Origin of the sequence: Phreatobacter sp., from assembly GCF_052440005.1 — a bacterium.
Taxonomy (GTDB): domain Bacteria; phylum Pseudomonadota; class Alphaproteobacteria; order Rhizobiales; family Phreatobacteraceae; genus Phreatobacter.
The window spans coordinates 1-24,694 of sequence record NZ_JBQVQL010000035.1; the positions used below are offsets into that span (position 1 = coordinate 1).

27 protein-coding genes and 1 pseudogene are annotated in these 24,694 nt (G+C 70.5%); 14 read left to right on the top strand and 14 right to left on the bottom strand.

The window, feature by feature from the left end; all coding sequences use genetic code 11:
* From ACT6XY_RS10495 to ACT6XY_RS10505, 3 genes are all read right to left on the bottom strand, one after another.
* Positions 1-475, bottom strand: a 475-nt coding sequence (locus ACT6XY_RS10495) for a DUF2628 domain-containing protein (RefSeq protein WP_444748286.1), incomplete at its 3' end; no start/stop codon positions are given.
* The gene (gene hisB, locus ACT6XY_RS10500) at positions 475-1,062 is read right to left on the bottom strand and encodes an imidazoleglycerol-phosphate dehydratase HisB (protein ID WP_444748287.1); all 588 of its coding nucleotides are present in this window, start codon (positions 1,060-1,062) and stop codon (positions 475-477) included. The genes ACT6XY_RS10495 and hisB, both read right to left, overlap by 1 nt.
* Before the next feature lie 86 nt (positions 1,063-1,148).
* Complete coding sequence (locus ACT6XY_RS10505; RefSeq protein ID WP_444748288.1) at positions 1,149-1,640, bottom strand: hypothetical protein; 492 nt, start codon at positions 1,638-1,640, stop codon at positions 1,149-1,151.
* A gap of 127 nt (positions 1,641-1,767) precedes the next feature.
* Between ACT6XY_RS10505 and hslV the strand changes: the two genes are divergently transcribed.
* The 3 genes from hslV (at position 1,768) to hslU (ending at position 4,428) form a co-directional block, all read left to right on the top strand.
* Positions 1,768-2,322 carry an ATP-dependent protease subunit HslV gene (hslV, locus tag ACT6XY_RS10510; protein WP_106750396.1) on the top strand — a complete coding sequence of 185 codons (555 nt, stop codon included), beginning with the start codon at positions 1,768-1,770 and terminating at the stop codon, positions 2,320-2,322.
* An 86-nt stretch (positions 2,323-2,408) separates the two neighbouring features.
* Positions 2,409-3,044, top strand: coding sequence for a DUF2585 domain-containing protein (locus tag ACT6XY_RS10515; protein ID WP_444748328.1), 636 nt, complete (start codon positions 2,409-2,411; stop codon positions 3,042-3,044).
* A 73-nt stretch (positions 3,045-3,117) separates the two neighbouring features.
* Entirely contained in the window at positions 3,118-4,428 is a 1,311-nt protein-coding gene (gene hslU, locus ACT6XY_RS10520; RefSeq protein WP_444748289.1) for an ATP-dependent protease ATPase subunit HslU, read from the top strand.
* A gap of 18 nt (positions 4,429-4,446) precedes the next feature.
* Here the strand turns inward: hslU and ACT6XY_RS10525 are convergent, their stop codons facing one another.
* A complete protein-coding gene (locus tag ACT6XY_RS10525; RefSeq protein ID WP_444748290.1) occupies positions 4,447-5,448 on the bottom strand; it encodes an adenosine kinase in 1,002 nt (333 codons plus the stop codon).
* 132 nt (positions 5,449-5,580) lie between these two features.
* Here ACT6XY_RS10525 and gnd point away from each other — a divergent pair, with 132 nt between their 5' ends.
* Complete coding sequence (gnd, locus tag ACT6XY_RS10530) at positions 5,581-6,555, top strand: phosphogluconate dehydrogenase (NAD(+)-dependent, decarboxylating) (protein WP_444748291.1); 975 nt, start codon at positions 5,581-5,583, stop codon at positions 6,553-6,555.
* Positions 6,552-7,094: a gluconokinase gene (locus ACT6XY_RS10535; protein ID WP_444748292.1), complete on the top strand. Its 543-nt coding sequence runs from the start codon at positions 6,552-6,554 to the stop codon at positions 7,092-7,094. Before gnd ends, ACT6XY_RS10535 begins: the two co-directional genes overlap by 4 nt.
* Before the next feature lie 2 nt (positions 7,095-7,096).
* On the opposite strand, the gene ACT6XY_RS10540 is transcribed toward ACT6XY_RS10535, so the two are convergent.
* Together ACT6XY_RS10540 and ACT6XY_RS10545 are read right to left on the bottom strand one after the other, a co-directional pair.
* Complete coding sequence (locus ACT6XY_RS10540) at positions 7,097-7,876, bottom strand: HpcH/HpaI aldolase family protein (RefSeq protein ID WP_444748293.1); 780 nt, start codon at positions 7,874-7,876, stop codon at positions 7,097-7,099.
* Positions 7,873-8,814, bottom strand: a complete 942-nt coding sequence (locus ACT6XY_RS10545; RefSeq protein ID WP_444748294.1) for a ribokinase — start codon at positions 8,812-8,814, stop codon at positions 7,873-7,875. The genes ACT6XY_RS10540 and ACT6XY_RS10545 overlap by 4 nt, the downstream gene beginning before the upstream one ends.
* A gap of 149 nt (positions 8,815-8,963) precedes the next feature.
* On the opposite strand from ACT6XY_RS10545, the gene ACT6XY_RS10550 reads away from it, so the two are divergent.
* From ACT6XY_RS10550 to ACT6XY_RS10570, 5 genes are all read left to right on the top strand, one after another.
* On the top strand, positions 8,964-9,710 hold the full coding sequence (locus ACT6XY_RS10550; RefSeq protein ID WP_444748295.1) for an ABC transporter ATP-binding protein: 747 nt from the start codon (positions 8,964-8,966) through the stop codon (positions 9,708-9,710).
* Positions 9,707-10,366 carry a phosphoribosylanthranilate isomerase gene (locus ACT6XY_RS10555; RefSeq protein WP_444748296.1) on the top strand — a complete coding sequence of 220 codons (660 nt, stop codon included), beginning with the start codon at positions 9,707-9,709 and terminating at the stop codon, positions 10,364-10,366. The genes ACT6XY_RS10550 and ACT6XY_RS10555 overlap by 4 nt, the downstream gene beginning before the upstream one ends.
* The gene (locus ACT6XY_RS10560) at positions 10,363-11,160 is read left to right on the top strand and encodes an ABC transporter permease (RefSeq protein WP_444748297.1); all 798 of its coding nucleotides are present in this window, start codon (positions 10,363-10,365) and stop codon (positions 11,158-11,160) included. The genes ACT6XY_RS10555 and ACT6XY_RS10560 overlap by 4 nt, the downstream gene beginning before the upstream one ends.
* A gap of 238 nt (positions 11,161-11,398) precedes the next feature.
* Entirely contained in the window at positions 11,399-12,733 is a 1,335-nt protein-coding gene (locus tag ACT6XY_RS10565) for a polyhydroxyalkanoate depolymerase (RefSeq protein ID WP_444748298.1), read from the top strand.
* Positions 12,734-12,849: 116 nt separating this feature from the next.
* A complete protein-coding gene (locus tag ACT6XY_RS10570) occupies positions 12,850-13,587 on the top strand; it encodes a M48 family metallopeptidase (RefSeq protein ID WP_444748299.1) in 738 nt (245 codons plus the stop codon).
* On the opposite strand, the gene ACT6XY_RS10575 is transcribed toward ACT6XY_RS10570, so the two are convergent.
* From ACT6XY_RS10575 to ACT6XY_RS10590, 4 genes and pseudogenes are all read right to left on the bottom strand, one after another.
* Positions 13,584-14,117 carry a GNAT family N-acetyltransferase gene (locus tag ACT6XY_RS10575; RefSeq protein ID WP_444748329.1) on the bottom strand — a complete coding sequence of 178 codons (534 nt, stop codon included), beginning with the start codon at positions 14,115-14,117 and terminating at the stop codon, positions 13,584-13,586. The two genes, ACT6XY_RS10570 and ACT6XY_RS10575, sit on opposite strands and share 4 nt — an antisense overlap.
* 75 nt (positions 14,118-14,192) lie before the next feature.
* Positions 14,193-14,615 (bottom strand): annotated as a pseudogene (locus ACT6XY_RS10580) (GNAT family N-acetyltransferase); the annotation flags it as partial.
* Entirely contained in the window at positions 14,612-15,211 is a 600-nt protein-coding gene (locus tag ACT6XY_RS10585; protein WP_444748300.1) for a helix-turn-helix domain-containing protein, read from the bottom strand. The gene ACT6XY_RS10585 and the pseudogene ACT6XY_RS10580, both read right to left, overlap by 4 nt.
* Before the next feature lie 40 nt (positions 15,212-15,251).
* Positions 15,252-16,013 (bottom strand): alpha/beta hydrolase, encoded by a 762-nt coding sequence (locus tag ACT6XY_RS10590; RefSeq protein WP_444748301.1) that lies wholly within the window; start codon positions 16,011-16,013, stop codon positions 15,252-15,254.
* 238 nt (positions 16,014-16,251) lie between these two features.
* Here ACT6XY_RS10590 and infC point away from each other — a divergent pair, with 238 nt between their 5' ends.
* The 3 genes from infC to hemA all read left to right on the top strand — a co-directional run bounded on the left by infC (position 16,252) and on the right by hemA (position 18,994).
* The gene (gene infC / locus ACT6XY_RS10595) at positions 16,252-16,779 is read left to right on the top strand and encodes a translation initiation factor IF-3 (RefSeq protein WP_444748302.1); all 528 of its coding nucleotides are present in this window, start codon (positions 16,252-16,254) and stop codon (positions 16,777-16,779) included.
* 109 nt (positions 16,780-16,888) lie between these two features.
* Positions 16,889-17,611: an aldolase gene (locus ACT6XY_RS10600; RefSeq protein ID WP_444748303.1), complete on the top strand. Its 723-nt coding sequence runs from the start codon at positions 16,889-16,891 to the stop codon at positions 17,609-17,611.
* A gap of 153 nt (positions 17,612-17,764) precedes the next feature.
* Positions 17,765-18,994 carry a 5-aminolevulinate synthase gene (gene hemA / locus ACT6XY_RS10605; RefSeq protein ID WP_444748304.1) on the top strand — a complete coding sequence of 410 codons (1,230 nt, stop codon included), beginning with the start codon at positions 17,765-17,767 and terminating at the stop codon, positions 18,992-18,994.
* Between the two features lie 4 nt (positions 18,995-18,998).
* On the opposite strand, the gene ACT6XY_RS10610 is transcribed toward hemA, so the two are convergent.
* The 4 genes from ACT6XY_RS10610 to ACT6XY_RS10625 all read right to left on the bottom strand — a co-directional run bounded on the left by ACT6XY_RS10610 (position 18,999) and on the right by ACT6XY_RS10625 (position 23,895).
* On the bottom strand, positions 18,999-19,955 hold the full coding sequence (locus ACT6XY_RS10610; protein ID WP_444748305.1) for a DUF2336 domain-containing protein: 957 nt from the start codon (positions 19,953-19,955) through the stop codon (positions 18,999-19,001).
* A gap of 68 nt (positions 19,956-20,023) precedes the next feature.
* Positions 20,024-21,952, bottom strand: a complete 1,929-nt coding sequence (locus ACT6XY_RS10615) for a molybdopterin biosynthesis protein (RefSeq protein ID WP_444748306.1) — start codon at positions 21,950-21,952, stop codon at positions 20,024-20,026.
* The gene (locus tag ACT6XY_RS10620) at positions 21,949-22,974 is read right to left on the bottom strand and encodes a hypothetical protein (protein ID WP_444748307.1); all 1,026 of its coding nucleotides are present in this window, start codon (positions 22,972-22,974) and stop codon (positions 21,949-21,951) included. Before ACT6XY_RS10620 ends, ACT6XY_RS10615 begins: the two co-directional genes overlap by 4 nt.
* A gap of 30 nt (positions 22,975-23,004) precedes the next feature.
* Positions 23,005-23,895 carry a substrate-binding domain-containing protein gene (locus ACT6XY_RS10625; RefSeq protein ID WP_444748308.1) on the bottom strand — a complete coding sequence of 297 codons (891 nt, stop codon included), beginning with the start codon at positions 23,893-23,895 and terminating at the stop codon, positions 23,005-23,007.
* Positions 23,896-23,956: 61 nt separating this feature from the next.
* Here ACT6XY_RS10625 and ACT6XY_RS10630 point away from each other — a divergent pair, with 61 nt between their 5' ends.
* Positions 23,957-24,691, top strand: coding sequence for an ABC transporter permease (locus ACT6XY_RS10630; RefSeq protein ID WP_444748309.1), 735 nt, complete (start codon positions 23,957-23,959; stop codon positions 24,689-24,691).
* The last annotated feature ends 3 nt before the right edge of the window (positions 24,692-24,694 follow it).

The following is a 24,694-nucleotide window of genomic DNA, read 5'->3' on the forward strand; positions in this document are numbered from 1 at the left end:
GCTCGGCCTCGGGGAAGAGGCCGATGACGGGCTGGGGGGGAAGCGGCGCCGCCGGCACGGAGGCGGCGAAGCGCGGCTCGGCGCGCACGGCCGGGGCGGCCGCGCGCTCGGCGAAATAGCGCCGCTCCGCCTCGTCCTGCGAGCCGGCGACGATCACCGCGACCTCGCGCCAGCCGCGGCGGCGGAGCGTCCAGCGCTTGAGGTTGGTCGCCTCGAGGCCGATGAGCAGGCTGAGCGCCGTGGTGATCATGGTGCGCAGGAGAGGCGACAGGCCGAGGAGGGTGAGGGCGAGGACGGTGAGGCCCATCAGCACGAGATAGGCGAGCGTCACCAGCCAAAGGCGCTGCAGCGGGAACCAGGCCCAGGGAAACAGGAAGGCGAGCGGCGAGAAGGAATCGGGGACGAACTGGACCGCCTCGTCGTCGCCCCGCCCGGCGGGAGGCAGGTGCACGGTGTAGCTGGTCTGCCGCGCCATCAGAGCACCCCCTTGGTGGAGGGAATCTCGTTGGCGCGCCTCGGATCGATGGCGAAGGCAGCCCGCAGCGCCCGCGCCAGGCCCTTGAAGCAGCTCTCGGCGACGTGGTGGGCGTTGTCGCCGTAGAGCGTCTCGACATGCAGGGTGATGCCGGCGTTCATGGCGAAGGCCTGGAAGAACTCGCGCACCAGCTCGGTGTCGAAGGTGCCGATCTTGTGGCGCAGGAACTCGGTGCGGAAGACGAGGAAGGGCCGGCCGGAAACGTCCACCGCGACGCGGGTCAGCGTCTCGTCCATGGGCAGGTGGACGTCGGCATAGCGGGTGATGCCCTTCATGTCGCCGAGGGCCTGACGCACCGCCTGCCCCAGCGCGATGCCGACATCCTCCACCGTGTGGTGGTCGTCGATGTGCAGGTCGCCCTTCGCGCGGATGGAGATGTCCATCATCCCATGACGCGCGATCTGGTCGACCATGTGGTCGAAGAAGCCGACACCGGTCGAGACCTCGGCCCGGCCCGAGCCGTCGAGATCGACGGACACCGTGATGTCCGTTTCCTTGGTGGTGCGGGTGATCTGGCCCTTGCGCATGGCTTTCTCCGGCGGATGGCCGGACTTCTATCGCCCCGCACCCCTTTTGGAAAGGCGACGCGCGATATCCGCGTCCGGCATGGTGACTAGCCCGCGGGATCGGGCGCGTAGGGGGCGTCGGGATCGTATTTCCGCACGAAGGGCACGCCGTTGAAGGTGTGGGTGCAGCAGGCGCAGCCGGGCCGCATGTCCTCGTTGGCGAGGTTGGGCGCGACGCGCGCGAGGCGGTTGTCCTCGTCGACATAGAGGCCGCTGTAGTAGCTGCTCTCGCCGATGAGGACGAAGGGCTTGCGGTCGTCCCCGGTGCGGGCGACGAGCCAGAAGATCGGCTCAGGCCTGTCGAGGCGCGAGACAGCCTCGCTGTACACGGCGTCGAAGTCCTGCCCGACCTTCGACAGCAGGAAGCGGAACAGCGGCGTGTAGTCGAGGCCGCGCTGCTTGCCCCTCGCCATGGCGCCGCGGCCGGCGCGGTCGTCCTTCGCCCGCGAGTCGCGAAAATCGCCGCCGCGGTTGTGGCGGACGCCGTGGGCCGTGGTGTTGACGCGGCGGTAGAGGGGTTCCTTGCGGTGCATGGCCATGGGTCGACCCGGTCCGGCAGAAAGTTCAGAAGGGGCGGAAGCTTGCACCGGCGCGGCCGAAGCGCCAAGGGTGGCCGCCTTGCGCCGCGCCGCGTTCGGCCTACATCTCGTGCTTTCCGGAGGTCCCATGTCTTCGCAGAACGACGCCTTTCCCGGCTGGCACGCCACGACCATCTGCACCGTCCGCAAGGGCGGCAAGGTGGTGATCGGCGGCGACGGCCAGGTCAGCCTCGGCCAGACCGTCATCAAGGCGAATGCCCGCAAGGTGCGCCGTCTCGGCCGCGGCGACGTGATCAGCGGCTTTGCCGGCGCCACGGCCGACGCCTTCACCCTGTTCGAGCGGCTGGAGGCCAAGCTCGAGCAGTTTCCCGGCCAGCTTACCCGCGCTGCAGTGGAGCTTGCCAAGGACTGGCGCACCGACCGCTATCTCCGGCGGCTGGAGGCGATGATGATCGTCGCCGACAAGGACGTGTCTCTCATTTTGACCGGCACCGGCGACGTGCTGGAGCCCGAGAACGGCATCGCCGCCATCGGGTCTGGCGGCAACTACGCGCTCGCCGCCGCGCGGGCGCTGGCCGACACCGACCAGGACGCCGAGGCCATCGTGCGCAAGGCGATGACCATCGCCTCGGAGATCTGCGTCTACACCAATGGCAACCTGGTGATCGAGAGCATCGGCTGAGGCGGCGGCGTCCGGGGACGTGCCGCATTTCGGGCGGACCCGTTCATGACTTGCGACGCGCCGGCGGCTAAAGTCGCGCCATGACCATGACCTCCTCCCCCTTCCAGCGCATCTCACCCCTGACAGGCCCGGCCGCCCGCGACGGCGGGCCGGCGGGCGGATTTCCGTGGTGGCAGGCGCTGCCGCTGATCCTGCTGCTCCTCGCCGTCCAGGCGGGCGTGCTCTACGCCATGGGCCGGCTGCCGATCTGCGCCTGCGGGACCGTCAAGTTCTGGCACGGCATCGTCAACAGCGCGGAGAACTCGCAGCACCTGGCGGACTGGTACACGTTCAGCCACATCGTCCACGGGTTCCTGTTCTACTTCATCGCCTGGCTCGTCCTGCCGCGGAGTTCGATCTGGACGCGGCTGGTGCTCGCCGTCGTGGTGGAGGGCGCCTGGGAGATCGCCGAGAACACGCCGATGATCATCGAGCGCTACCGCGCCGCCACCATATCGCTCGGCTACAACGGCGACACCATCGTCAACTCGCTCGCCGACACGGCTGCGATGATCGTCGGCTTCCTCCTCGCCGCGCTGCTGCCGGCCTGGGCGACGCTCGGCCTCGCCATCGCGCTGGAGGTGGGCCTGGCGGCCGTCATCCGCGACAATCTCATCCTCAACATCATCATGCTGGTCCATCCGATCGAGGCGATCCGGATCTGGCAGCAGGGTGGCGGCTAGCGCCGGTCCTTGATCGGCGGGCGACAATCGCCATCTCTCCGCTCTTCCGATCCGCACCGATCCCAGGGTCCCGATGACCGACTTCTCTCCCCGCGAAATCGTTTCCGAACTCGACCGCCACATCATCGGCCAGAAGGACGCCAAGCGCGCCGTGGCCATCGCCCTGCGCAACCGCTGGCGGCGGCTGCAGCTCGACGAGAGCCTGCGCGAGGAGGTGCTGCCGAAGAACATCCTGATGATCGGCCCGACGGGCGTCGGCAAGACGGAGATCTCGCGCCGCCTCGCCAAGCTCGCCAACGCGCCCTTCCTCAAGGTGGAGGCCACCAAGTTCACCGAGGTCGGCTATGTCGGCCGCGACGTCGAGCAGATCGTCCGCGACCTCGTGGAGGTCGGCATCGGGCTCGTCCGCGAGGGCAAGCGCAAGGACGTCCAGGCCAAGGCGCATCTGGGCGCCGAGGAGCGCGTGCTCGACGCCCTCGTCGGCAAGACCGCCTCCCCCGCCACCCGCGAGAGCTTCCGCAAGAAGCTGCGCGACGGCGAGATGGACGACAAGGAGATCGACATCGAGGTGGCGGCGGGCAATCCGCAGGGCATGCCGATGATGGACATTCCCGGCATGCCGGGCGGCCAGATCGGCATCGCCAACCTCAACGACATGCTCGGCAAGATGATGGGCGGGCGCACCAAGCAGCGCCGCACCACCGTGAAGGAGGCCTACGAGCCGCTGGTGCAGGAGGAGGCGGACAAGCTGGTCGACCAGGACAACCTGGTGCAGGAGGCCATCCACCTCGTCGAGAACAACGGCATCGTCTTCCTCGACGAGATCGACAAGATCTGCGCCCGCGAAGGCGCGCGCGGCGGTGAGGTGTCGCGCGAGGGCGTGCAGCGCGACCTGCTGCCGCTGATCGAGGGTACGACGGTGGCGACCAAGCACGGGCCGGTGAAGTCCGACCACATCCTGTTCATCGCGTCCGGCGCGTTCCACGTGGCGAAGCCCTCGGACCTCCTGCCGGAGTTGCAGGGCCGCCTGCCGATCCGCGTCGAGCTCAAACCCCTGACGCGGGAGGACCTGCGTTCGATCCTCACCGAGACGGAGGCGAGCCTGACGCGGCAGTCGATCGCCATGATGAAGACGGAGGGCGTCGACCTCGTGCTCACCGACGACGCCGTCGACGCCATCGCCGATCTCGCTGTGGAGGTGAACGCCTCGGTTGAGAACATCGGCGCGCGGCGGCTGCAGACGATCATCGAGCGGGTGCTCGACGACATCTCCTTCACCGCCGCCGACCGGGCCGGCGAGACGGTGACGATCGACGGCGCCTATGTGCGCCAGACGGTGGGCGACCTCGCAAGGAACGCCGACCTCAGCCGCTTCATCCTCTGAGCGGCGGCCTCGCGCGCCTCAGAGCGCGAAGCCGTTCTCGGCGGCGAGCGCCTTGAGGTTCGCCTCGGGGCGGGCGCCCATGTGGCTGATGATCTCGGCGGCGCAGAGCGCGCCGAGGCGCAGCGAGGTCTCGTGCGGCATGCCGCGGGCGAGGCCCGACAGGAAGCCGGCGGCGAAGAGGTCGCCGGCGCCCGTCGTGTCCACCACCTTGTCGACCGGGAAGGCCGGGGCCGAGACGAGGGTTGTGCCCTCGACGGCGATGGCGCCCTGCTCGGAGCGGGTAACGACGGCGAGGGCGGCATCGGCGCGCAGCGCGTCGAGCGCCGTGGCGAAATCGGCGGTCTGGTAGAGCGACTTCAGCTCGCTCTCGTTGGCGAAGACGATGTCGACGGTCTTGCCCTTGATCAGGCCGAGGAACTCGTCGCGGTAGCGGTCGACGCAGAAGCTGTCGGACAGGGTGAGGGCGACCTTGCGGCCGGCGCCGTGGGCGATCTCCGAGGCCTTGACGAAGGCCTTCTTGGCCTCCGGCGGATCCCAGAGATAGCCCTCGAGATAGGTGATGCCGGAGGCGGCGATGGTTTCGGCGTCCACGTCGGCGGGCGACAGGTTCTGCGCCGCGCCGAGATAGGTGTTCATGGTGCGCTCGCCGTCCGGCGTCACCAGGATGAAGGACCGGGCGGTGGCCGGACCGTCCGTCGCATCGGCAGTCGGGAAATGGATACCGGCGGCCTTCATGCCGTGGCGGAACGAGGCGCCGAGCTTGTCGTCGCGCACCTTGCCGAGGAAGGCGGGCTTGAGGCCCAGCATGCCGATGCCCGCGATGGTGTTGGCGGCCGAGCCGCCGGACATCTCGATCGTCTGGGCCATGGCGGCGTAGATCGCCTCGGCGCGGGGCTCGTCGATGAGCATCATGCCGCCCTTGGGCACGCCGAGGCGGGCGAGCACGTCGTCCTCGGTGCGGGCGAGCACGTCGACGATGGCGTTGCCGATGCCGGCAACGTCGTAGCGGGACTGGGACATGGAGGCTCTCTCGGGCGGAAACGTTGGCGCCCTCTACACGCTGGGGCGTCGTCCGGCAACGGCGTGCCATTGACTTCTCGGCGAAGTTCGGTTGCTTCGAGGGGAAGAAAAAGACTGGCGCGGAGGACGTCCATGCAGATCGGCGTGGTGGGGCTCGGGCGGATGGGCGCGAACATCGCGCGCCGCCTGATGCGGGCGGGCCATGCCTGCGTGGTGCATGACGCCAGTGCGGCGACCACCGGGGCGCTGGCGTCCGAGGGGGCGACCGGCGCCGCCTCGCTGGCGGATATCGTCGCGGCGCTCGCCACCCCGCGCACCGTCTGGGTCATGCTGCCGGCGGGCGACGTCACCGAAACCGCGATCGCGGAACTGGCCGGTCTGCTCGCCCCCGGCGACACGGTGATCGACGGCGGCAACACCTTCTGGAAGGACGACATCCGCCGCGCCAAGGCACTCGCTGAGCGGGGCATCTCCTATCTCGACATCGGCACGTCGGGCGGCGTCTGGGGCCTCGAGCGCGGCTATTGCCTGATGATCGGCGGCGAGAAGGCCGTCGTGGACAGGCTCGATCCCATCTTCCGGGCGCTCGCCCCCGGCCGCGGCGACATCGCCGCGACGCGCCACCGCGAGGACCGCACCGGCACCGCCGAGGAGGGCTATCTCCACTGCGGACCGAACGGCGCCGGCCACTACGTCAAGATGATCCACAACGGCATCGAATACGGAATGATGCAGGCGTTCGCGGAAGGCTTCGATATCCTGCGCAACGCGTCCTCGCCGCGCCTTTCCGAAGACCTGCGCCTCGACCTCGACGTCGCCGACATCGCCGAGGTCTGGCGGCGCGGCTCGGTCGTCACCTCCTGGCTGCTCGACCTGACCGCCGAGGCGCTCGCCGCCGATCCGGCCCTTGCGCGCTATTCCGGCCATGTCGCGGACTCGGGCGAAGGGCGCTGGACGGTGGAGGCGGCCATCGAACAGGCGACGCCGGCGGAGGTGCTGACCTCGGCGCTCTACACGCGGTTCCGCTCGCGGCAGGACCACACCTTCGCGGAGAAGGTGCTCTCGGCCATGCGCGCCGGCTTCGGCGGCCACCAGGAGCCGAAGTGAGCACCGGGCGGGCGGCGGCCGCAGCCGCGCAGCAGGCGCTGCCGACGGCGCTCGTCGTCATGGGCGTCTCGGGCTCGGGAAAGTCGACGGTGGGCCTGGGGCTCGCCGAAGCGCTCGGCTGGGACTTCCGCGACGGCGACAGTTTCCACCCGCCCGCCAATGTCGCCAAGATGCGCTCCGGCGCGCCGTTGACCGATGAGGACCGCTGGCCCTGGCTCGACGCCATCGGCGCGCATGTGGCGGCGCTGGAAGCCGGTGGCGGCCATGTGGTCATCGCCTGCTCGGCGCTGAAGCGGGTCTATCGCGACCGTCTCAGGGCCTCCGGCGCCCGCCTGCGCTTCGTGCACCTCGACGGGTCCTTCGAACTGGTCGGCGCGCGGATGCGGGCGCGGCGGGACCATTTCATGCCGCCGAGCCTGCTCGAGAGCCAGTTCGCGACGCTCGAGCCGCCGGCTGCCGACGAGAACGCCCTGACCGTGCCGATCGAGGAGGATCCCGGCGCCATCGTCGCCGCGATCCTCGCCCGCCTCGCCACCTGAGATCAGCGCCGGCCGGGGAACTTCGCCCTGTTGCGCGCGAGGTCGGCGAGGGCGCCGGCCCTGACCGCCGCCATGTCGCATTCGCCGATGACGATGCCGTAGCCGCGCTCGGCGAGGGCGAGCGGGTCGCGGCCCGGTATCGGAATGGTGCCGAGCACCTTGCCGGCCTTGAGCGTCGCCTCCGCCGCGCGGTCGATGCTCGCCAGCACGTCCGGCTCGGTGAGGCGGCCGAGCTTGCCGAGAGAACCGGCGAGGTCGTTGGCACCGATGAACAGGCAGTCGGCGCCGGGCAATGCAGCCATGGCCGCGGCGTTCTGCGAGGCAAGGTCGCTCTCCACCTGGAGGGCGAGGAAGGTGTCCTCGTGGGCGGTGTCGATATAGTCCTCGTCGAAGCCGTAGAGGCCGGAGCGGGCGACGGAGGCCGAATAGCCGCGGCGGCCGCGCGGCGGATAGAGGCAGGAGGCGATGATGCCCTTCGCCTGGTCCACGGTGTCGATCATCGGCACCATGAGCGAATGGATGCCCGCGTCCAGCATCCGCTTGAACATGCCGAAGTCGTGGCTCGGCACGCGCACCATGGCATCGCCGCCGCCCGCCTCGACCGCGCGCACGCAGGCGAGCGTCTCAGCCATATCGATCGGCGTGTGCTCGGCGTCGATCAGCACGATGTCGTAGCCGGCCAGCGCATAGGTTTCGCAGACCGCGGGCGCGCCGGAGAACACCCAGGCGCCGAGGAGCCTCTCGCCCGCCAGGGCGCGGCGCTTGATGCGGTTGCGGGTCATGGGGTCGTCCTCCGGTGTGGCGGGTTTCTCTGCTCCGCCAGGATGGCTGCCGCCGCGTCGATGGCGGCAAGGTCGGGAATGCTGGTCTGGGCGCCGTGCCGGCCGCAGGCGAGGGAGCCGGCGGCGGCGGCGAACTCGAGCGCGGTCTCGAGGCCGCGGCGGCGGTCGAGGGCCGCGGCGAGCGCGCCGCAGAAGGTGTCGCCGGCCGCTGTCGTGTCGACCACGTCGACCGGATAAGCCGGCGATTCGTGACGGATGCCGTCGGCCCAGCAGATGGCGCCCTCCGCCCCGAGCGTGACGGCGACGGCGAGACCGTGGCGCTGCGAGATCGCGGCGGCGACGGCGTCGGGGTCGCTGCCTACGAGGTCGAGACCGGCGCCGAGCGCCAGCACCTCGTGTTCATTGACGACGACGACGTCCAGCAGCGCCGCGAGGTCCGGCGAGACGGGCCCGGCCGGCGCGCGGTTGAGCATGATCCTGAGGCCGCGATCGCGCGCCCAGCGGGCTGCGGCGACAATCTCGGCTTCGGGAACCTCCCACTGCATCAGCAGCGTGTCGCGGGGGCCGGGCGCGAGACTGTCGAGGGCGGCGGCGCGCGCAGCGGCATTGGCACCGGCGGCGACGACGATCTGGTTCTCGCCGCGCTCGTCGACAGCGATGAAGGCGACGCCGGTCGGCGCATCCACGGGCGCGACCCCGGCGAGGTCGACGCCAGCCTCCCCCAGCAGCGCGAGGGCGGGGCCCGCGAAGCCGTCACGGCCCACCGCCCCCACCATGGCGACCTCGGCCCCGGCGCGCCGCGCGGCCAGCGCCTGGTTCGCCCCCTTGCCGCCGGGAATGACCTCGTAGCCCGGTCCGGCGACGGTCTCGCCGGCGCGCGGCAGGACGGCGACGCGCGCGACCAGGTCGATGTTGATGGAGCCGAAGACGATGATCATGAGGCGCGGCGGAGAACGGGACGCAACGCTTGCGCGCCGGGCGGGGGAGGGTCAAGCCGGCGGGCGACAGGGCGGCCTTGCGCGCGACGGTGTTTTTCATCAGCGCTTTTGATTTGCCCTGGGCCGGCAACCGCCCCATGTGATCGGCCATGACCCCTCCCGCCGCCATCGCAGTGAAGGACCTGGTGAAGGACTACGGACCCGTCCGGGCCGTGGACGGGCTGAGCTTTGCCGTTGCGCCGGGATCGACCACTGCCCTGCTGGGCGGCAACGGGGCCGGCAAGTCGACCACCATCGGCATGATCATGGGGCTGGTGCTGCCGACGGCGGGAACCGTCACCGTGCTCGGCACCGACATGGTGCGGCGGCGCCACGACGTGCTGCACCGGATGAATTTCGAGAGCCCCTATGTGGACATGCCGCACCGCCTCACCGTCCGGCAGAACCTCAAGGTCTTCGGCATGCTCTACGGCGTCGAGGACCTGACCCGCCGGATTGCAACGCTCGCCGCCGACCTCGACCTCGACGCCCTGCTCGACCGGCCCTCGGGCAAGCTCTCGGCAGGGCAGAAGACCCGGGTGGCGCTGGCCAAGGCGCTGCTCAACGAGCCGGAGGTGATGCTGCTGGACGAGCCGACCGCCTCGCTCGACCCGGACACCGCCGACTGGATCCGCGGCCATCTGGAGCGCTATCGCGACCGCCGCGGCGCGGCGATCCTGCTCGCCTCCCACAACATGGGCGAGGTCGAGCGCCTGTGCGACCGCGTCATCATGCTCAAGCAGGGCCGCATCGAGGACGATGCGCCGCCCGCCGAACTCGTCCGCCGCTACGGGCGAAGCAGCCTCGAGGAGGTCTTCCTCGACGTGGCGCGGGGCCGCCGGGAGGCCGTGTCGTGACCCAGCGCACCCGCATCAAGATCTGCTGCATCTCCTCGCTCGCGGAGGCGGAGATGGCGATCGCCGCCGGCGCCGACGCGCTCGGCATGGTCGCGGCCGCGCCGCCCGGCTCCGGCCAGGTGGACGATGCGACGATCCGGGCAATCACCGCGGAGGTCCCGCCGCCCATCGCCACCTTCCTGCTCAGCTCGCACCTGACGGGCCTCGCCATCGCCGACCACCTGCGCCATTGCGGCGCCAGCACGATCCAGATCGTCGACCATATCGACCCCTCGGAGATCGCGGTCCTGGCGGTGGCGCTGCCGGCGGTGCGGCGCGTGCAGGTCATCCATGTCGAGGGCCCCTCGGCGCTGGAGCTGATCCCGCGCTACGAGCCCTATGTGCACGCCTTCCTGCTCGATTCCGGCAAGCCGGGCGGCACCATGCGCGAGCTCGGCGGCACCGGCCGCACCCACGACTGGGACGTCAGCCGCGCCTTCGTGAAGGCGACGCGCCGTCCGGTGTTCCTCGCCGGCGGCCTGACGCCGCTCAACGTCGGCGAGGCCATCGCGCGGGTGCGCCCGTTCGGCGTCGACCTCTGCTCGGGTGTGCGGACCGGGGGACGCCTGGACCCGGTGAAGCTGGACGCCTTCGTCGCGGCGGTGAGGGCCGCATGAGCTTTTCCCTCCGGCGCGTCGGCGCGCTCTGCCTGCGCTACCTCTATCTCCTGGCCTCGTCCTGGCCGCGGCTGCTCGAACTGATCTACTGGCCCGTCCTCAATCTGCTGACCTGGGGCTTCCTGCAAACCTATGCCATGAGCTCCGCCAACAACACGCTCTTCGTCGGCGGGGCGCTGGTGTCGGGCCTGCTGCTCTGGGAGGTTCTGTTCCGCGGCCAGATCGGCTTCTCGGTATCGTTCCTCGAGGAGGTCTGGTCGCGCAACCTCGGCAACCTGCTGATGAGTCCGCTGCGGCCGGCGGAGTTCGTCGCGGCGCTGATGGGGATGAGCCTTGCCCGCCTCGCGGTCGGCATGATCCCCGCGACGATCCTCGCCATCGCCTTCTTCGGCTTCGACCTCGCGCGGCTCGGCATCGGTTTCGCCGCCTTCTTCGCGCTCCTGGTCGTCACGGGCTGGGCGGTCGGGCTGGTCGTCTGCGGCCTGATCCTGCGCCACGGGCTCGGGGCCGAGAGCCTCGCCTGGACCATCATGTTCGTGTTCTGGCCGCTGTGCTGCGTCTACTATCCCTTGAGCGTGCTCCCGGCCTGGATGAAGCCGATCGCCCTCGCCCTGCCGCCGACCCACGTGTTCGAGGGCATGCGCGCGGTCCTCTCCGAGGGCGTCCTCAGGCTCGACCACCTGGCCGCCGCCGCCGCGCTGAACGTCCTGTGGATCGTGGCGGCGGCCTTCGCCTTCGCGGCGCTGCTGGACAAGGCCCGCGAGGCGGGCTCGCTGCTCTCCAGCGGCGAGTAAGGCCCCTTCGCCTTTCGTCTGATGTCACTGCAACAGCACGTTCACGCCGGGTTAACGGCTTGTGCCACAGGCTTCCGCTTGCACAATATGTCGCAGGTCCGCTACAAATTTCGGCAGTGCAGCAATCTGATTGGAACTTTGCGGGCTCGCGCGGCATTTCCGATGCCATGACCCCGACAGGTCGCCGGACCGGACAGAGGCGAACTGGACCAATCCTCCCGTCCCCGGAGGCCTTTGCGTGCTTTACCACTGGTATGAAGCCACCCACGCCATGCTGTCGCCCTATCGGGCCATGGCGGACGCCACCAAGCTGGCGCTGAACAACCCCGTCAATCCCTTCTCCCACATGCCCATGGCCCGCCAGATGGCGGCCGGCGCCGAGCTTTTCGAGCGGGCGACGCGGCGCTACGGCAAGCCGGGCTTCGACCTGCCGACCACGCTGGTCGGCGGCGAGCGCGTCGCCGTCACCGAGGCGACGGTCTGGCAGCGGCCCTTCTGCAACCTCGTCCACTTCCAGCGCGCCCTGCCCGCGCGCCACAAGCCGGACCCGAAGGTGCTGATCGTCGCGCCGATGTCCGGCCACTACGCCACGCTGCTGCGCGGCACGGTGGAGAGCTTCCTGCCGAACCACGAGGTGTTCATCACCGACTGGCTCGACGCGCGCATGGTGCCGCTGGCCGACGGCCGCTTCGACCTCGACGACTATGTCGACTACGTCATTTCCATGCTGCACTTCCTCGGCCCCGACACCCACGTGATGGCGGTCTGCCAGCCGGCGGTGCCGGTCTTCATGGCGGTGTCGCGCATGGAGGCCGAGGACGATCCCTACGTGCCGACGACCCTGACGCTGATGGGCGGGCCGATCGATACGCGCTCCAACCCCACCGCCGTCAACAAGCTCGCCGAGGAGCGCGGCACCGAGTGGTTCCGCCGGAACGTCATCACCACCGTGCCCTTCCCGCATCCGGGGATGATGCGGCCGGTCTATCCCGGCTTCCTGCAGATCAACGGCTTCATGTCGATGAACCTCGACCGCCACGTCGACGCCCATCGCGAACTGTTCCGCAACCTCGTGAAGGGCGACGGCGACGGCGCGCAGAAGCACCGCGAGTTCTACGACGAATATCTCGCCGTCATGGACCTCACCGCCGAGTTCTACCTGCAGACCATCGAGCGGGTCTTCGTCGAGCATCACCTGCCGCGCGGGATCATGATGCACCGCGACCGCCCGGTGGACCCCAAGGCGATCCGCCGCGTCGCGCTGCTCACCGTCGAGGGCGAGAAGGACGACATCACCGGCGGCGGCCAGACGCTGGCCGCCCACGGCCTGGCCACCTCGATTCCCGAGGACATGCGCCACCATCACCTGCAGCCGGCGGTGGGGCACTACGGCGTGTTCAACGGCTCGCGCTTCCGCGCCGACATCGCGCCGCGCGTCATGGACTTCATGCGCACTCACGCCTACCGCAAGACGCAGGCCGCCAAGCCGGCCGCGAAGGAGAAAGCCTCTTCCGCCTCCACGGTGCTCAAGATGATCCGCGGCGGCCGGGGCGAGGCGGCCAAGGGACACTGATCCACAGCGACCCGGCGGCAGCGTCGCCGGGTCACTGAATCCCGCTTGGCAGCAGGCGTCGCAGCGGCCCCGCCGGCGCTGGCCTGAGGCCCGCCGACTCGGATAAAGTCGTCGCCATGTCCATCATCCGCAGGCTGTTCCAGCGCGAGCCCGACCCGTCGGCGATCACCGTGTCGCACGAGGGCGTGCCCTATGCCGTGGAGTTGCGCCGGCTGCCGCAGGCGCGGCGCTTCACGCTGAGGGTGCGCGCCGCCACCCGGGACGCCGTGCTGTCCATGCCGGCGCGGGCGAAGCTGTCGGATGCCGTCGGCTTCGCGGAGCGGCACGGCGCCTGGATCGCCACGCGCCTGAACCGCATCCCAGAGGCTCTCGGCTTCTCCGAGGGCACGGTGCTGCCGTTGCGCGGCGTGCCGCATACGGTGGTGCACAGCCCGGGGCGGCGCGGCACCTGCTGGGTCGAGGACGGCGCCATCATGGTGGCCGGCGACGCGGCCTTCCTGTCGCGGCGCGTGCAGGACTTCCTCAAGCGCGAAGCACGCAAGGATCTCGAGGCGGCGACGCGGCTCTATGCCGAGAGGCTGGGGGTCAAGGTGACGCGCATCGGCATCCGCGACCAGGCGAGCCGCTGGGGCTCGGCCTCATCCTCGGGTGCCATCAACTATTCCTGGCGGCTGATCCTCGCCCCGCCCTTCGTGCTCGACTATCTCGCCGCCCACGAGGTGGCGCATCTGCGCGAGATGAACCACTCGCCGCGGTTCTGGCGCATCGTCCGCGACCTGTGCCCCGGCATGGAGGCGGCCAAGGCCTGGCTGCGCGCCAACGGCGCCAACCTGCACCGCTACGGTGCCGCCTAGACGATCTGCTTCTGCACGAAGACGAGGTCGAGCTTGCGGCCGAACTTCTCGCCGATGCCGGGCATGCGGCCGACCTCGATGAAGCCGGCGCGGCGGTGCAGCCGGAGCGATGCGGTGTTGCGGCCCTCGATGCCACCGATCATCACCTGCTTGCCGTCGGCCCGCGCCCGCCCCAGCAGGGCCCCGATGAGGAGGGAGCCGACGCCGGAGCCGCGGCGGTCGTCCCGCACATAGACCGAATGCTCCACCGCGTGCCGGTATCCGGACCAGGCGCGGAACTGCAGGTAGGAGCCGAAGCCGACCACCTCACCGCCGTCCTCGGCGACCAGGACGGGGCTGCCCGCGGCGCGGCGGTCTTGCAGCCAGGCGTGGCGGCTGGCGAGGTCGACCGGCTCGTCCGACCAGATGGCCGTGCTGGTGACGATGGCGTGATTGACGATGTCGAGGATGGCCGGCATGTCGGCCTCGCCAGCGTCGCGCACCGTGGCCGTCGAGACCGGCGTGCCGCGCGGCGGCGAAAGGTCCTTCATGTAATAGGTCGTGTCGCAGAGGCCGCCGTCCGGCAGCAGGGCGAAATCGGGAACGAAGCCGAAGCGCGACCAGCCGCCACGCTCATAGACGCGTTTCGCCTCCTCGCTCGCCGTGTCGAGGATGAGGAGCGTGCGGCCCCGCTTCAGCGATTCCTCCTCGATCCGCCGCAGCATGGAGCCGGCGATGCCCTGGCGGCGCCCGTCGGAATGGACGAGCATCTTCTTCACCTCGGCCCGGTGGGGCTGGTTCGGCGGCATGTCGAGGCCGAGCTGGGCTGTGCCGATGACGCGGTCGCCGAGGAAGGCGGCGACGAGCACCGTGTCGCCCGCGGCGACGCTGTCGGCGACCCTGGCGAAGAAGGCTTCCCCGTCCGCCTGGCCGAAGGGCTTCATGAAGCTGACGGAGGCGCCGTGGGTGACGCAGTCGACGAGCACCTCGGCGAGGGCGGGGATGTGGCGCCGGGCCGCCGCGGCGTCGAGTGTCTCGATCATGATCATCGGCGCAGACCCGCAGGCAGGGCGTGAGGCACCAGCACCACGCAGTAGCGCGCGGGCGCATCGGTGCGGTTCTCGAAGACGAGAGGCGTGTCGAGCCGCATGACCCGGCAGTCGCCGGGCCCGAGATCCGTCGTCAGACCGCCATAGGTGAGCGTGAGCGTGCCCTCAAAGACCCAGACGAACTGCTCGACGGGAATGACGACGATGTTGTCGTAGGCGACGCGCTTGCCGGGCGGCAGCATGACCTCGACGATGTCGGTGGCGGAGGCGTTGGGCGGGGCAACGTTGCGGCGGGTGTAGCCCGTCTCGGGGTCGGTGCGCACGGCCGTCGCCGCGGCGCGACGCACCGGGTCGGGCTGGGGCTGCGGCTTCTCGAAGAGCGCGCCGAGGGTGACGCCGAGGGCGGCGCCGAGCTTGACCAGCAGCACGGCGGTTGCGCTCGCCTCGGCCCGCTCGATACGCGAGATCATGGCGCGGGAGACGCCGGAGAGCGCGGCGAGCTGATCGAGGGTGAGGCCCTTGGCCGCCCTGAGTTCGCGGACGCGCTGGGCGACGATCTGGTCGAGCTGGTCCGTAGAATCGGCGGCACTATCCATGATTGGAGAGTATCATTCTCAGATAATGGAATCAACCGCGTCAACCGGCGAAGGCCGCGACGGCCTCCTCGAGCCGCGCGATATCCTCCTCCCGCGACAGGCGGTGATCGCCGTCCTTGACCAGCGTCACGACGACGTCGTCGCGGGCGATCTTCTCGGCGAGCAGCATGGCGTGGCGCCAGGGCACGTCGGGGTCCTCCATGCCCTGGAGGATGTGCACGGGGCAGCCGGTCTCCACCAGCCCGGTGAGAACCAGGTTCTGGCGGCCGTCCTCGATCAGGGCGCGGGTGATGGGATAGCCGCCCTCGTCATAGGCGGAGGGACGGACCCAGCGGCCCTCCGTCATGATGGTCTGCCGGATATCCTCGGAGAAGGCCAGCCACATCAGCGCTTCGGTGAAGTCCGGCGCGGGCGCGATCAGCACCATGGCGGTCGGCGGCGCCGCCATGACGCGGGCGACGAGAAGGGCGATCCAGCCGCCCATGGAGGAGCCGACCAGGATCGGCCGGGGGCCGGCGAGGGCTACGACGGCGGCCGCCTCCTCGGCCCAGCGGGAGATGGTTCCGTCCTCGAAACCACCGTCCGATTCCCCGTGGCCGGAATAGTCGAACCGCCAGAAGGCCCGGCCGGTGCGCGCCGCGAAGGCGGAGAGAGCCTCGGCCTTGGTGCCCTTCATGTCGGACTTGAAGCCGCCGAGCCAGACGATGGCGGGTCCGCGGCCCTCGATGCGGCGAAAGGCGATCCGCCGCGCCGAGGGGCCCGTTCCGACGGTCAGGTAGGAGGGATCGGGAAGGGTGGTCATGGGAGGCTGGCTCCGGCAAAAGGCGGTCGCGGGCGACCCTGCCTAGCCGCGGCTGTGGCATAAGGGCAAGGCCGGCGGCGAAAATGCGGCGAACCATTGACTTCCTCTGCAATTCTACCGATCTTCGCCACCCTCCGGATCATCAGGGATCGGCCTGCGTTCTTCTCCATCAGGAAACGCGGCCGCCCCCGGTCCGGCCCCGTCAACGTCTGAAGGAGACGCCCCCATTCGCAGACCCATGAGAGCCGCCGCCCCCGTCGAGCGTGACGGGCCGCGCATCAACGAGATGATCCGTGTCCGCGAAGTCCAGCTGATCGATGCCGAGGGCGAGAACCGCGGCGTGATCCAGACGCGCGATGCCGTCCAGATGGCCGTGGAGGCCGGGCTCGACCTCGTCGAGGTCGCCCCGAACGCCGTGCCCCCCGTCTGCAAGATCATGGACTACGGCAAGTTCAAGTTCCAGGAGCAGAAGAAGGCTGCCGAGGCCCGCCGCAATCAGAAGACGGTGGAGGTCAAGGAGATCAAGCTGCGCCCCGGTATCGACGACCACGACTACGATACCAAGATGAAGGCGATGAAGCGCTTCTTCGAGGAAGGCGACAAGGTGAAGGTGACCCTGCGCTTCCGCGGCCGCGAGATGGCGCACATGGACCTCGGCGTCAGGGTTCTGGACCGCGTCAAGGCCGATACTGTCAACATCGCCAAGGTCGAGCAGGAATCGCGGCTGGAAGGCCGCCAGATGATCATGGTGCTCGCGCCGAAATGAGGCTTGCCGCCTCGGGCGGGCCCCGGCATCGTCACCGACGCCTGCGATCCGTTCGCAGGCGTTTTCGTTTCCGGAGAGGCCGGGGCAGAGCCGCCCCGGGGAGAGAGCCATGAGCGCCACAGCAGACATCACCACCCTGAGGCGCGAGCTCGCCGCGGCGCTGCGCCTGGCTGCGCGCTTCGACCTCAACGAGGGCATCTGCAACCATTTCTCGGTGGTCGTTCCCGGCGCGGACGAGCGCTACCTCATCAATCCCTACGGCATCCACTGGGGCGAGATGCGGCCCGACGACCTGCTGCTGATCGACGGTGACGGGACGATCCACCAGGGCTGGGGCGAGGTGGAGGCGACCGCCCGCAACATCCACATCGCCGGACACCGCGCCAATCCGCGCCATCAGGCGATCCTCCACGTCCACATGCCCCACGCCACGGCGCTGACCATGGTGGAAGGCGGGCGACTGGAAATGGCGCACCAGACCGCGTGCCGCTTCCTCGACCGCACCGCCTACCAGGGCTTCGGCGGCGTGGCGCTGAACGCCGAGGAGGGGGAGCGCATCGCCCAGGCGCAGAAGGACAACCCGCATGCCGACGTGATCTTCCTGGAGCATCACGGCGTCACGATCGGCGGGCCGACGGTGGCGGTGGCCTTCGACGACCTCTACTACCTCGAGCGCGCCTGCCGACAGCAGGTGCTGGCCATGTCGACCGGCCTGCCCTTGAAGATCATCCCCGCCGAGCAGGCGAAGCAGACGGCCCGCGAATGGATGCAGGTCCTCGACTACCAGGCGACGAAGCACTTCCAGGCGCTGATGCGCATCAACGGTTTGTGAAACGGCGCGACCATCGGCCCGTGGCGACGTAGATTGGAACGATGCTAGAGACCCGCCCAAGCCCTTGATCGACGTCAAGGCCGCCGCGGGTGTGTTCCGGCACATTCGAATTCCCCCCGACCTGTCGCCGGGGCTCGCACGGATCGACGAGCCATGACCTACGCCCAGTTCTTCGAGAACGCCGTCTCCCGCCTGAAGGACGAACGCCGCTACCGGGTGTTCGCCGACCTGGAACGCAAGGTCGGCAAATTCCCGCAGGCCACGTGGCATTCCCCCGAGGGGCCGCGCGACGTCGTCATCTGGTGCTCCAACGACTATCTGGGCATGGGCCATCATCCCCGCGTGGTCGAGGCCATGGCCGAAACCGCCCGCACCATGGGCGCTGGGGCCGGCGGCACCCGCAACATCTCCGGCACCTCCCATCCCATCGTCGAGCTGGAGCGCGAACTCGCCGACCTGCACGGCAAGGAAGCAGCCCTCGTCTTCACCTCGGGCTACATCTCCAACCAGGCCGGCATCTCGACCATCGCCAAGCTGCTGCCCGACTGCCTGATCCTCTCCGACGCGCTGAACCACAATTCGATGATCGAGGGCGTGCGCCAGTCGGGTTGCGAGCGCGTCGTGTTCCGCCACAACGACCTCGCCCATCTCGAGGAGCTGCTGGTCGCCGCCGGCCCCGCGCGCAACAAGCTGATCGTCTTCGAGAGCGTCTATTCGATGGACGGCGACGTGGCGCCGATCGCGGCGATCTGCGACCTCGCCCAGCGTTATCGCGCCATGACCTATATCGACGAGGTCCATGCCGTCGGCATGTACGGGCCGCGCGGCGCCGGCGTCGCCGAGCGTGACGGGCAGATGGGGCGTCTCGACGTGATCGAGGGCACCCTCGGGAAGGCCTTCGGCGTCATGGGCGGCTACATCGCCGGCTCGGCCGCGGTGATCGACGCGGTGCGCTGCCATGCGGCGGGCTTCATCTTCACCACCGCCCTGCCGCCGGCCATCGCCGCCGCGGCAGCCGCCGCCATCCGCCACCTCAAGACCTCCTCCATCGAGCGCGACATGCAGCAGCGCCAGGCGGCGCGCGCCAAGCGCGTGCTGTCGCTCGCCGGGCTGCCGGTCATGACCTCCAGCACCCACATCGTGCCGGTGCTGGTGGGCGATGCGGAACGCTGCAAGGCGGCGAGCGACCGGCTGCTCGCCGAGCACGGCATCTACATCCAGCCGATCAACTACCCGACCGTGCCGAAGGGCACCGAGCGGCTCAGGATCACGCCCGGCCCCGCCCATACCGATGCGATGATCGACGATCTCGCTGGCGCGCTCATGCAGGTCTGGATGGATCTGGGATTGCCGCTGCAGCGCTACCAGGCCGCGGCCGAATAGGGGATCAGGCGGGAACGGCCTCGCCGGCGCGCATGCGCGCGAGCGGCAGGCGCGAGATCACCCGGTCGATCTCGGCGGGACGCATCAGGCGGAATCGAACCGGCGCCTTGTGCACGTCGGTGAGCGGCTTGCCGGCGGTGACGCGCCAGGCGTGGATCAGCATCTCGTAGGTCTCGGCGTCGACGCCCGCGATGTGGCAGATGGCGCCCAGCGCCTTCTCGTCGTCGCGCTCGAGAATCTTGCGGCCGGCGTCGCGGTCGCGGCCGATGCAGCGCATCAGGAGATCCATGGCGGGAACGATCTGCCGCTCCTCCGCGAGCGCCTGCAACTGTTCGAGAAGCTCCTCGCCGCTCGGCACGTCGCGCGAGGTGGCGGCGCCGAACTTCGTCGCAAGGTCGGCCGGGCAGTCGGGGCGCTGCGTCAGCATGGAGCGGACGGCGGGATCGCCGCCGTGGCGGGCGACGATCTCGGCGAAGCCTTCCGTCGTCAGGTGAGCTCCGGCGTTGCGCACCAGGGTGACCACGGTCGCCGCCTCGCCCATCTCGACGATGGCGCGGGCGAGGAGAGCGGAGACCTTCTGCCGCTTGGCGATGATCTGCATGTGCTCCTGACGCTCGGGGGCGCAGACCCGCAGCATGATGTCGTCGGGCAGGTCGGGCGCGTTGAGGATGGCCTCGGCGACGGCGATGACGTCGCAGGCGAGCGTGGTCGTGGCCTCCGGCAGGGAGCTGGCGCAGCGGGCGAGGCGCGGCGAGGCGCGCACCCGGCTCGGCATGGGCGCATCGCGCAGGGCCTCGGCGACGATATTGTCGAGGACGAGAGCCTTGCGCGACTCAGCGTCGAGCCGCTCGCGGGAGATTTCGTCGACGAGCTCTTCCACCAGCGCCCCGCGCAGCTTCGGCGCGAGGGCGCCGATCATGGAATTGATCGGCTTCAGGGCTTCGTCGAAAGGCGTCGTCATCCACCATGACCTTTGGAACGCGAGGATGACGCAGATGTCTTAATCAGCTCTGAACCGGTCCCGCCGCCTCAGGCCGGCGTGAAACCGAGGGCGCGCAACGCCTCGCCCGCCGCGGCGACGGCCTCCTCGAAACGGGCGACCACGTCCGGGCGCCGCGGGTCGCGGGCCACCGCGAAGTCGTAGTGCTCCTCCGCCAGCGGGATGAAGCCGAGGCCGAGGGGGCGGGCGGCCGGCGCGATGGTGACGCCCCAGTCGGCGCGGCCCTGCGCCACGGCGGCGACGATGGCGTTGTGGGAGCGCGGCTGGTTCCAGTAGCCCTGCGGCTTGCGGCCGGCGAGGAGCCCGTCCAGCAGCACGCGGGTGCCGGCGCCCGTGTTGCGGTTGACCATCAGGCAGTCGGGGTCGGCGAGGGCAGCGGCGAGCGCCGCCTCGGGCGTCGTGGCGTCCGTGAAGCGGGGATCGCCGGGGCGAAAGACGATGCCCTGCATGCGCCGCCAGCCGGGCACGAGGCGCATCCCCTCGGTGAGGAAGGGCGCGTTGTAGCGACCCGTGGCGGGGTCGAGCAGATGGATGGGAGCGACGTCGCATTCGCCCCGCTTCAGGGCGGAGAGACCGCCGAGGCTGCCAAGCGCCAGCGACCGGGCGGTGATGCCCCGGTCGGCGAGGACTTCGATGACGGCGTCGAGGCCGGTGCAATGGCTGCCCATGACGGCGAGGTCGGGCGGCACGATGTGCGGCGTGAACAGGGTGACGGTGGTCTCGCTGTCCGCCGGCAGCGCCTCGCTCAGGGCGTCGATGGCGAGGAAGCCGTCGGCCTGGCTGAAGGCCGTGACCGCGCCCGAGCCCTTGCCGACGGGGTGGGCGACGAGCCCTCCCGCGCCGTCGGACAGCGCGACCATGACGAATTCGGTGCGGCCGAGATCGGAGGGGATTCGCGCCGGAACGCGGGCGGTGACGCTGGTCTCGGCGCGTTCGGGCAGGCCCGCGAGGATGCGCAGCACCGGCGCCACGATGTCGTGGAAGGTGAACATGGCGGAGGTCGGGAAGCCCGGCAGGACCACCACCGGCCGACCGTCGCAGACGGCGAGGCAGAGCGGCTTGCCGGGTTTCAGCGCGACGCCGTGGGCGACGATACCCGGCGCGCCGAGCGCCCCGACGATGCGGTAGGTGAGGTCTCCCGCCCCCTTGGAGGTGCCGCCGGAGAGGATGACGGCGTCGCAGGTGGCATGGGCCTCGCGGATCGCCGCCTCCAGTGCGTCGGCGACGTCGGGAACGGCGCCGAAGCGGACGGCGACGCAGCCGTTCTCCTCCAGGGCCGCGGCCACGATGGGGCCGTTGGAATCGTAGATCGCGGCGGGCCTCAGCGGCTCGCCCGGCGCCACCAGTTCGTCGCCGGTGGAGATCACCGCGACCCGCGGCTTGCGCCAGACGCTCGCGGATGCCGCGCCGACGGCGGCCAGCATGCCGATCTCGCGCGCGCCGATGACGGTGCCGCGGCGCAGCAGGGTCTCGCCGCGGGCGATGTCGGAGCCTGCGAATGCGATGTTCTGGCCGGGACCCACCGCGCGCCGGATCGCGAGGTGTCCGTCCGCCTCCAGCGAGGTGTGCTCGATCATCACGACCGCATCCGCGCCGCGCGGCATGGGGCCGCCGGTGGCGATGGGGGTCGCCGTGACGGCAGTGACGGTGAGGCTGGGCGCGGTGCCGCAGGCGATGGTCTCGGCGTTGACGGCGAGCAGCACCGGCGCGCCCTCGGACGCGGCCGCGACGTCGGCGGCGCGCAGGGCGAAACCGTCGACCACCGAACGGTCGAAGGGCGGCGTGTCGACGGGAGCGGCGATGGTCTTGGCCAGAACCCGGCCGGCGAGCGCGTCCAGCGGCACCGTCTCGGCCCCCAGAGGCCGCGGCTGCAGCGCCGCGCGGAAGCGCGCGATGGCCTCGTCGCGAGACAGGACTTGCAGGAACTGGTCCTGCACGAGGGCGGCGTTGGCGGTCATCGCGGGTCGAAAGGCTCCTGAAGGGGAATGGCTGCGATCGGGGCGCCGGCGGCGGCGCCCTCGCTCTCGGGGCCGAGGATGGCGACGGCGTCCGCGGCGAGGATTGCCATGAGGGTCACCCGGCCGACGCCCAGCGGCTCCCAGCCCTCCGGGGTGTGGCGCAGGAGCGCGAGATCGGCAAGCCCCACCTGCGAGGCCATGTTGCGGGTGAGCGCGCGGGCAACAGTGGCGAGGCGCCGCCCCTGGAGAACCGCGACCACGGGGAAGACGAGGGCGAAGAGCGCGGCGACGAGGGCATCGGCGCGCGGCGCGAGCACGAGGGTCCGGCTGGTCCCGTCGACCAGGAGTGCCGCGTCGCCGCCGGGCTGGAGGGCGAGGCCCGGCCCTGCGACGACCGCCGCCGGGTCGCGCGCGAGGTGAAGCACGAGGTCAGCCGGCGCGGCATCCGTGACTGCGCAGCCCGCCCGCGCCAGTCGCGCCTTAAGCCAGGCGGCCTCGGCGCCGGCGGCATCGCCCATCAACGCGATCCGCGGCCGGCGGACCGTGAGCTCGGCGATGCCGGCGAGCTGCAGGGCGAGGACTGCCTCGGCGGTGATCGGCGCGCCTGCCGCAACGATGACCGCGCCGTCCGTGAGGTCGGTTCCCGGCAGCACCGCACCCTCGCCGGGATAGGCGGACTGGCCGATTTCGTGGAACGGTCCGGAGGTGGCCGCAGCATCCGCGGGCAGGACCGCATCGGCCCCCTCCGGCAGCACGTCGCCGCCGAGCACCACGGGCGGCGCCGACGGCAGCAGGGCCGGCGCATGGGGCGTCGCGCCGACGAGGTCAGCGCTGGCGACGGCGATGCCGCGGCGCAGGGCGAGGGGGCGGACGGGCAAGGCCCGCGGGGCATGCAGCGTCTCCGCCGCGACGAGCCCTGCCGCATCAGGCAGTGCGGCCGTTTCGGCCGCGACCGGACCGAGCCCGTCGAGAAGGCGGGCGAGGGCGCGGTCGAGGGGAATGAGGGCGGAGCCGGACGACATGAGCCTCATATGGGGCGCGGACCCGCCAAGTCACCGGTTGAGGCGCACGAGACCGGCCGGACCGACGTCGTAGCCCCCGAGCGCCTCGGCACGGCGGCCAAAGCCGGGATCGCGGAGGAAGCCGAAGAGCTTCTGCGCCGGCGGCTCGAAATAGGTCCGGCGGCGCAGGACGAGGTCGAAGCGCTCCCAGACCAGCGGCACGAAATCGAGGCCGTGGAGAGCCGCGACGGCCCGGGTGGCGATGCCGCAGTCGATCTCGCCTCCGCGGATGGCCAGCGCGAGGTCGGGACCGGTCGGATAGGGCTGCGGCGCCCGCCGGAGGGTCTCGACCGCCATGCCGGCGCGGGCCGCCACTGCCTCCAGCAGCAGCTGGGCACCGGCCCCCGCAGGCCTCAGCCCGATGCGTGCCTCGCCCCTCGCCACGTCGGCGAGCCCGCCGAGGCCGAGCGGGTTGCCGGCGGCGACGAGGAAGCCCTGCTCGCGGCGTGCGAAGCCGATGACGACCGCATCGTGCAGGCCGGCGCGCGCGGCGACACCGGCGATGTTGGCCGCCTCGTCGTCGCCCTCGCCGTGAAGGTGGATGGCGGCCGCCGCCACCTCGTTGCGTTCCAGGCGCTCGAGCCCGGTCTCGGAGCCTTCGGCGAGGAGCGCGAGACCCGCATTCGCCTGCCTGAGGCACCATTCGAGCAGGGGATCGTGGCTACCGCCGACAATGGGCGGGGCCAACTCGGCGACGAAGCCCTCGGGGCGCGACAGGCCCGCCGCCACCCACCGGTCGAGCGCCGCGCGCGGGAAGAGCCACTTGCCGCTGACCTTGGAGCAGGGGATCTGGCCGTTCGCCACCAGCTCGTAGAGCTTGCGCTCCTTGAGCCGGAGATAGGCGGCGGCCTCGTCGGTGGTGAGATAGACGGCCTCCTGCACCAAGCTGCTCCTGAGTGCGCCAATTCCGTGTTTGCCTCTGGGTAAGGCGGATCGCTACATAGTGCAACCATTTGATCGCCCGGACCTGCTCCTCGTGGACATCACCCAGTCCTTCGCCGCCGCCTTCGGCCTCATCCTCGGCGGCGACCCGGCCTTCCTCTCCATCGTCGGCCTGTCGCTGACGGTGACGCTGTCGGCCGTCAGCGTCGCCGCGCTGATCGGCCTGCCACTCGGGGCGCTGCTGGCGCTGGCGCGGTTTCCCGGTCGCGGCGCGGTCATCGTCCTGGTCAACGCGCTGATGGGCCTGCCGCCGGTGGTGGCCGGGCTGCTCGTGTTCCTGCTGCTGTCCCGGTCGGGGCCGCTCGGGCCGCTCGGCCTTCTCTTCACTCCCACCGCCATGGTGGTGGCCCAGGCGCTGCTGGTGTTGCCCATCGTCATCGCCATCACCCGCCAGCTGACCGAAGACCTCCACGCCGAGTATCGCGAGCACCTCGCCTCCATCGGCCTGACCGGCTTCAGGGCGATCCCGACCCTGCTCTGGGATGGCCGCTTCGCGCTCGCCACCGCCATCCTCGCCGGCTTCGGCCGCGCCAGCGCCGAGGTCGGCGCCGTCCTGATCGTCGGCGGCAACATCGCCGGCTACACCCGCACCATGACCACCGCCATCGCGCTGGAGACCTCCAAGGGTGACCTGCCGCTGGCGCTCGGCCTCGGCATCGTCCTGATCCTGCTGACGCTCGCCATCAACGCCGTCACCTACGGCGCGAGCCGCGTCGGCGCGCGCTTCGCAGGATGAGCG

Bases quoted from the DNA above. Each gene is read 5' to 3' on its own strand.
- ACT6XY_RS10505 (WP_444748288.1), bottom strand. From the start codon at position 1,640: ATGGCCATGCACCGCAAGGAACCCCTCTACCGCCGCGTCAACACCACG.
- ACT6XY_RS10570 (WP_444748299.1), top strand. From the start codon at position 12,850: ATGTCCATCATCCGCAGGCTGTTCCAGCGCGAGCCCGACCCGTCGGCG.
- ACT6XY_RS10615 (WP_444748306.1), bottom strand. From the start codon at position 21,952: ATGACCGCCAACGCCGCCCTCGTGCAGGACCAGTTCCTGCAAGTCCTG.
- ACT6XY_RS10600 (WP_444748303.1), top strand. From the start codon at position 16,889: ATGAGCGCCACAGCAGACATCACCACCCTGAGGCGCGAGCTCGCCGCG.
- ACT6XY_RS10560 (WP_444748297.1), top strand. From the start codon at position 10,363: ATGAGCTTTTCCCTCCGGCGCGTCGGCGCGCTCTGCCTGCGCTACCTC.
- ACT6XY_RS10550 (WP_444748295.1), top strand. From the start codon at position 8,964: ATGACCCCTCCCGCCGCCATCGCAGTGAAGGACCTGGTGAAGGACTAC.
- hslV (WP_106750396.1), top strand. From the start codon at position 1,768: ATGTCTTCGCAGAACGACGCCTTTCCCGGCTGGCACGCCACGACCATC.
- hemA (WP_444748304.1), top strand. From the start codon at position 17,765: ATGACCTACGCCCAGTTCTTCGAGAACGCCGTCTCCCGCCTGAAGGAC.
- ACT6XY_RS10620 (WP_444748307.1), bottom strand. From the start codon at position 22,974: ATGTCGTCCGGCTCCGCCCTCATTCCCCTCGACCGCGCCCTCGCCCGC.
- infC (WP_444748302.1), top strand. From the start codon at position 16,252: ATGAGAGCCGCCGCCCCCGTCGAGCGTGACGGGCCGCGCATCAACGAG.
- hisB (WP_444748287.1), bottom strand. From the start codon at position 1,062: ATGCGCAAGGGCCAGATCACCCGCACCACCAAGGAAACGGACATCACG.
- ACT6XY_RS10540 (WP_444748293.1), bottom strand. From the start codon at position 7,876: ATGACCCGCAACCGCATCAAGCGCCGCGCCCTGGCGGGCGAGAGGCTC.
- ACT6XY_RS10585 (WP_444748300.1), bottom strand. From the start codon at position 15,211: ATGGATAGTGCCGCCGATTCTACGGACCAGCTCGACCAGATCGTCGCC.
- ACT6XY_RS10610 (WP_444748305.1), bottom strand. From the start codon at position 19,955: ATGACGACGCCTTTCGACGAAGCCCTGAAGCCGATCAATTCCATGATC.
- ACT6XY_RS10590 (WP_444748301.1), bottom strand. From the start codon at position 16,013: ATGACCACCCTTCCCGATCCCTCCTACCTGACCGTCGGAACGGGCCCC.
- ACT6XY_RS10575 (WP_444748329.1), bottom strand. From the start codon at position 14,117: ATGAAGGACCTTTCGCCGCCGCGCGGCACGCCGGTCTCGACGGCCACG.
- ACT6XY_RS10525 (WP_444748290.1), bottom strand. From the start codon at position 5,448: ATGTCCCAGTCCCGCTACGACGTTGCCGGCATCGGCAACGCCATCGTC.
- ACT6XY_RS10515 (WP_444748328.1), top strand. From the start codon at position 2,409: ATGACCTCCTCCCCCTTCCAGCGCATCTCACCCCTGACAGGCCCGGCC.
- hslU (WP_444748289.1), top strand. From the start codon at position 3,118: ATGACCGACTTCTCTCCCCGCGAAATCGTTTCCGAACTCGACCGCCAC.
- gnd (WP_444748291.1), top strand. From the start codon at position 5,581: ATGCAGATCGGCGTGGTGGGGCTCGGGCGGATGGGCGCGAACATCGCG.
- ACT6XY_RS10545 (WP_444748294.1), bottom strand. From the start codon at position 8,814: ATGATCATCGTCTTCGGCTCCATCAACATCGACCTGGTCGCGCGCGTC.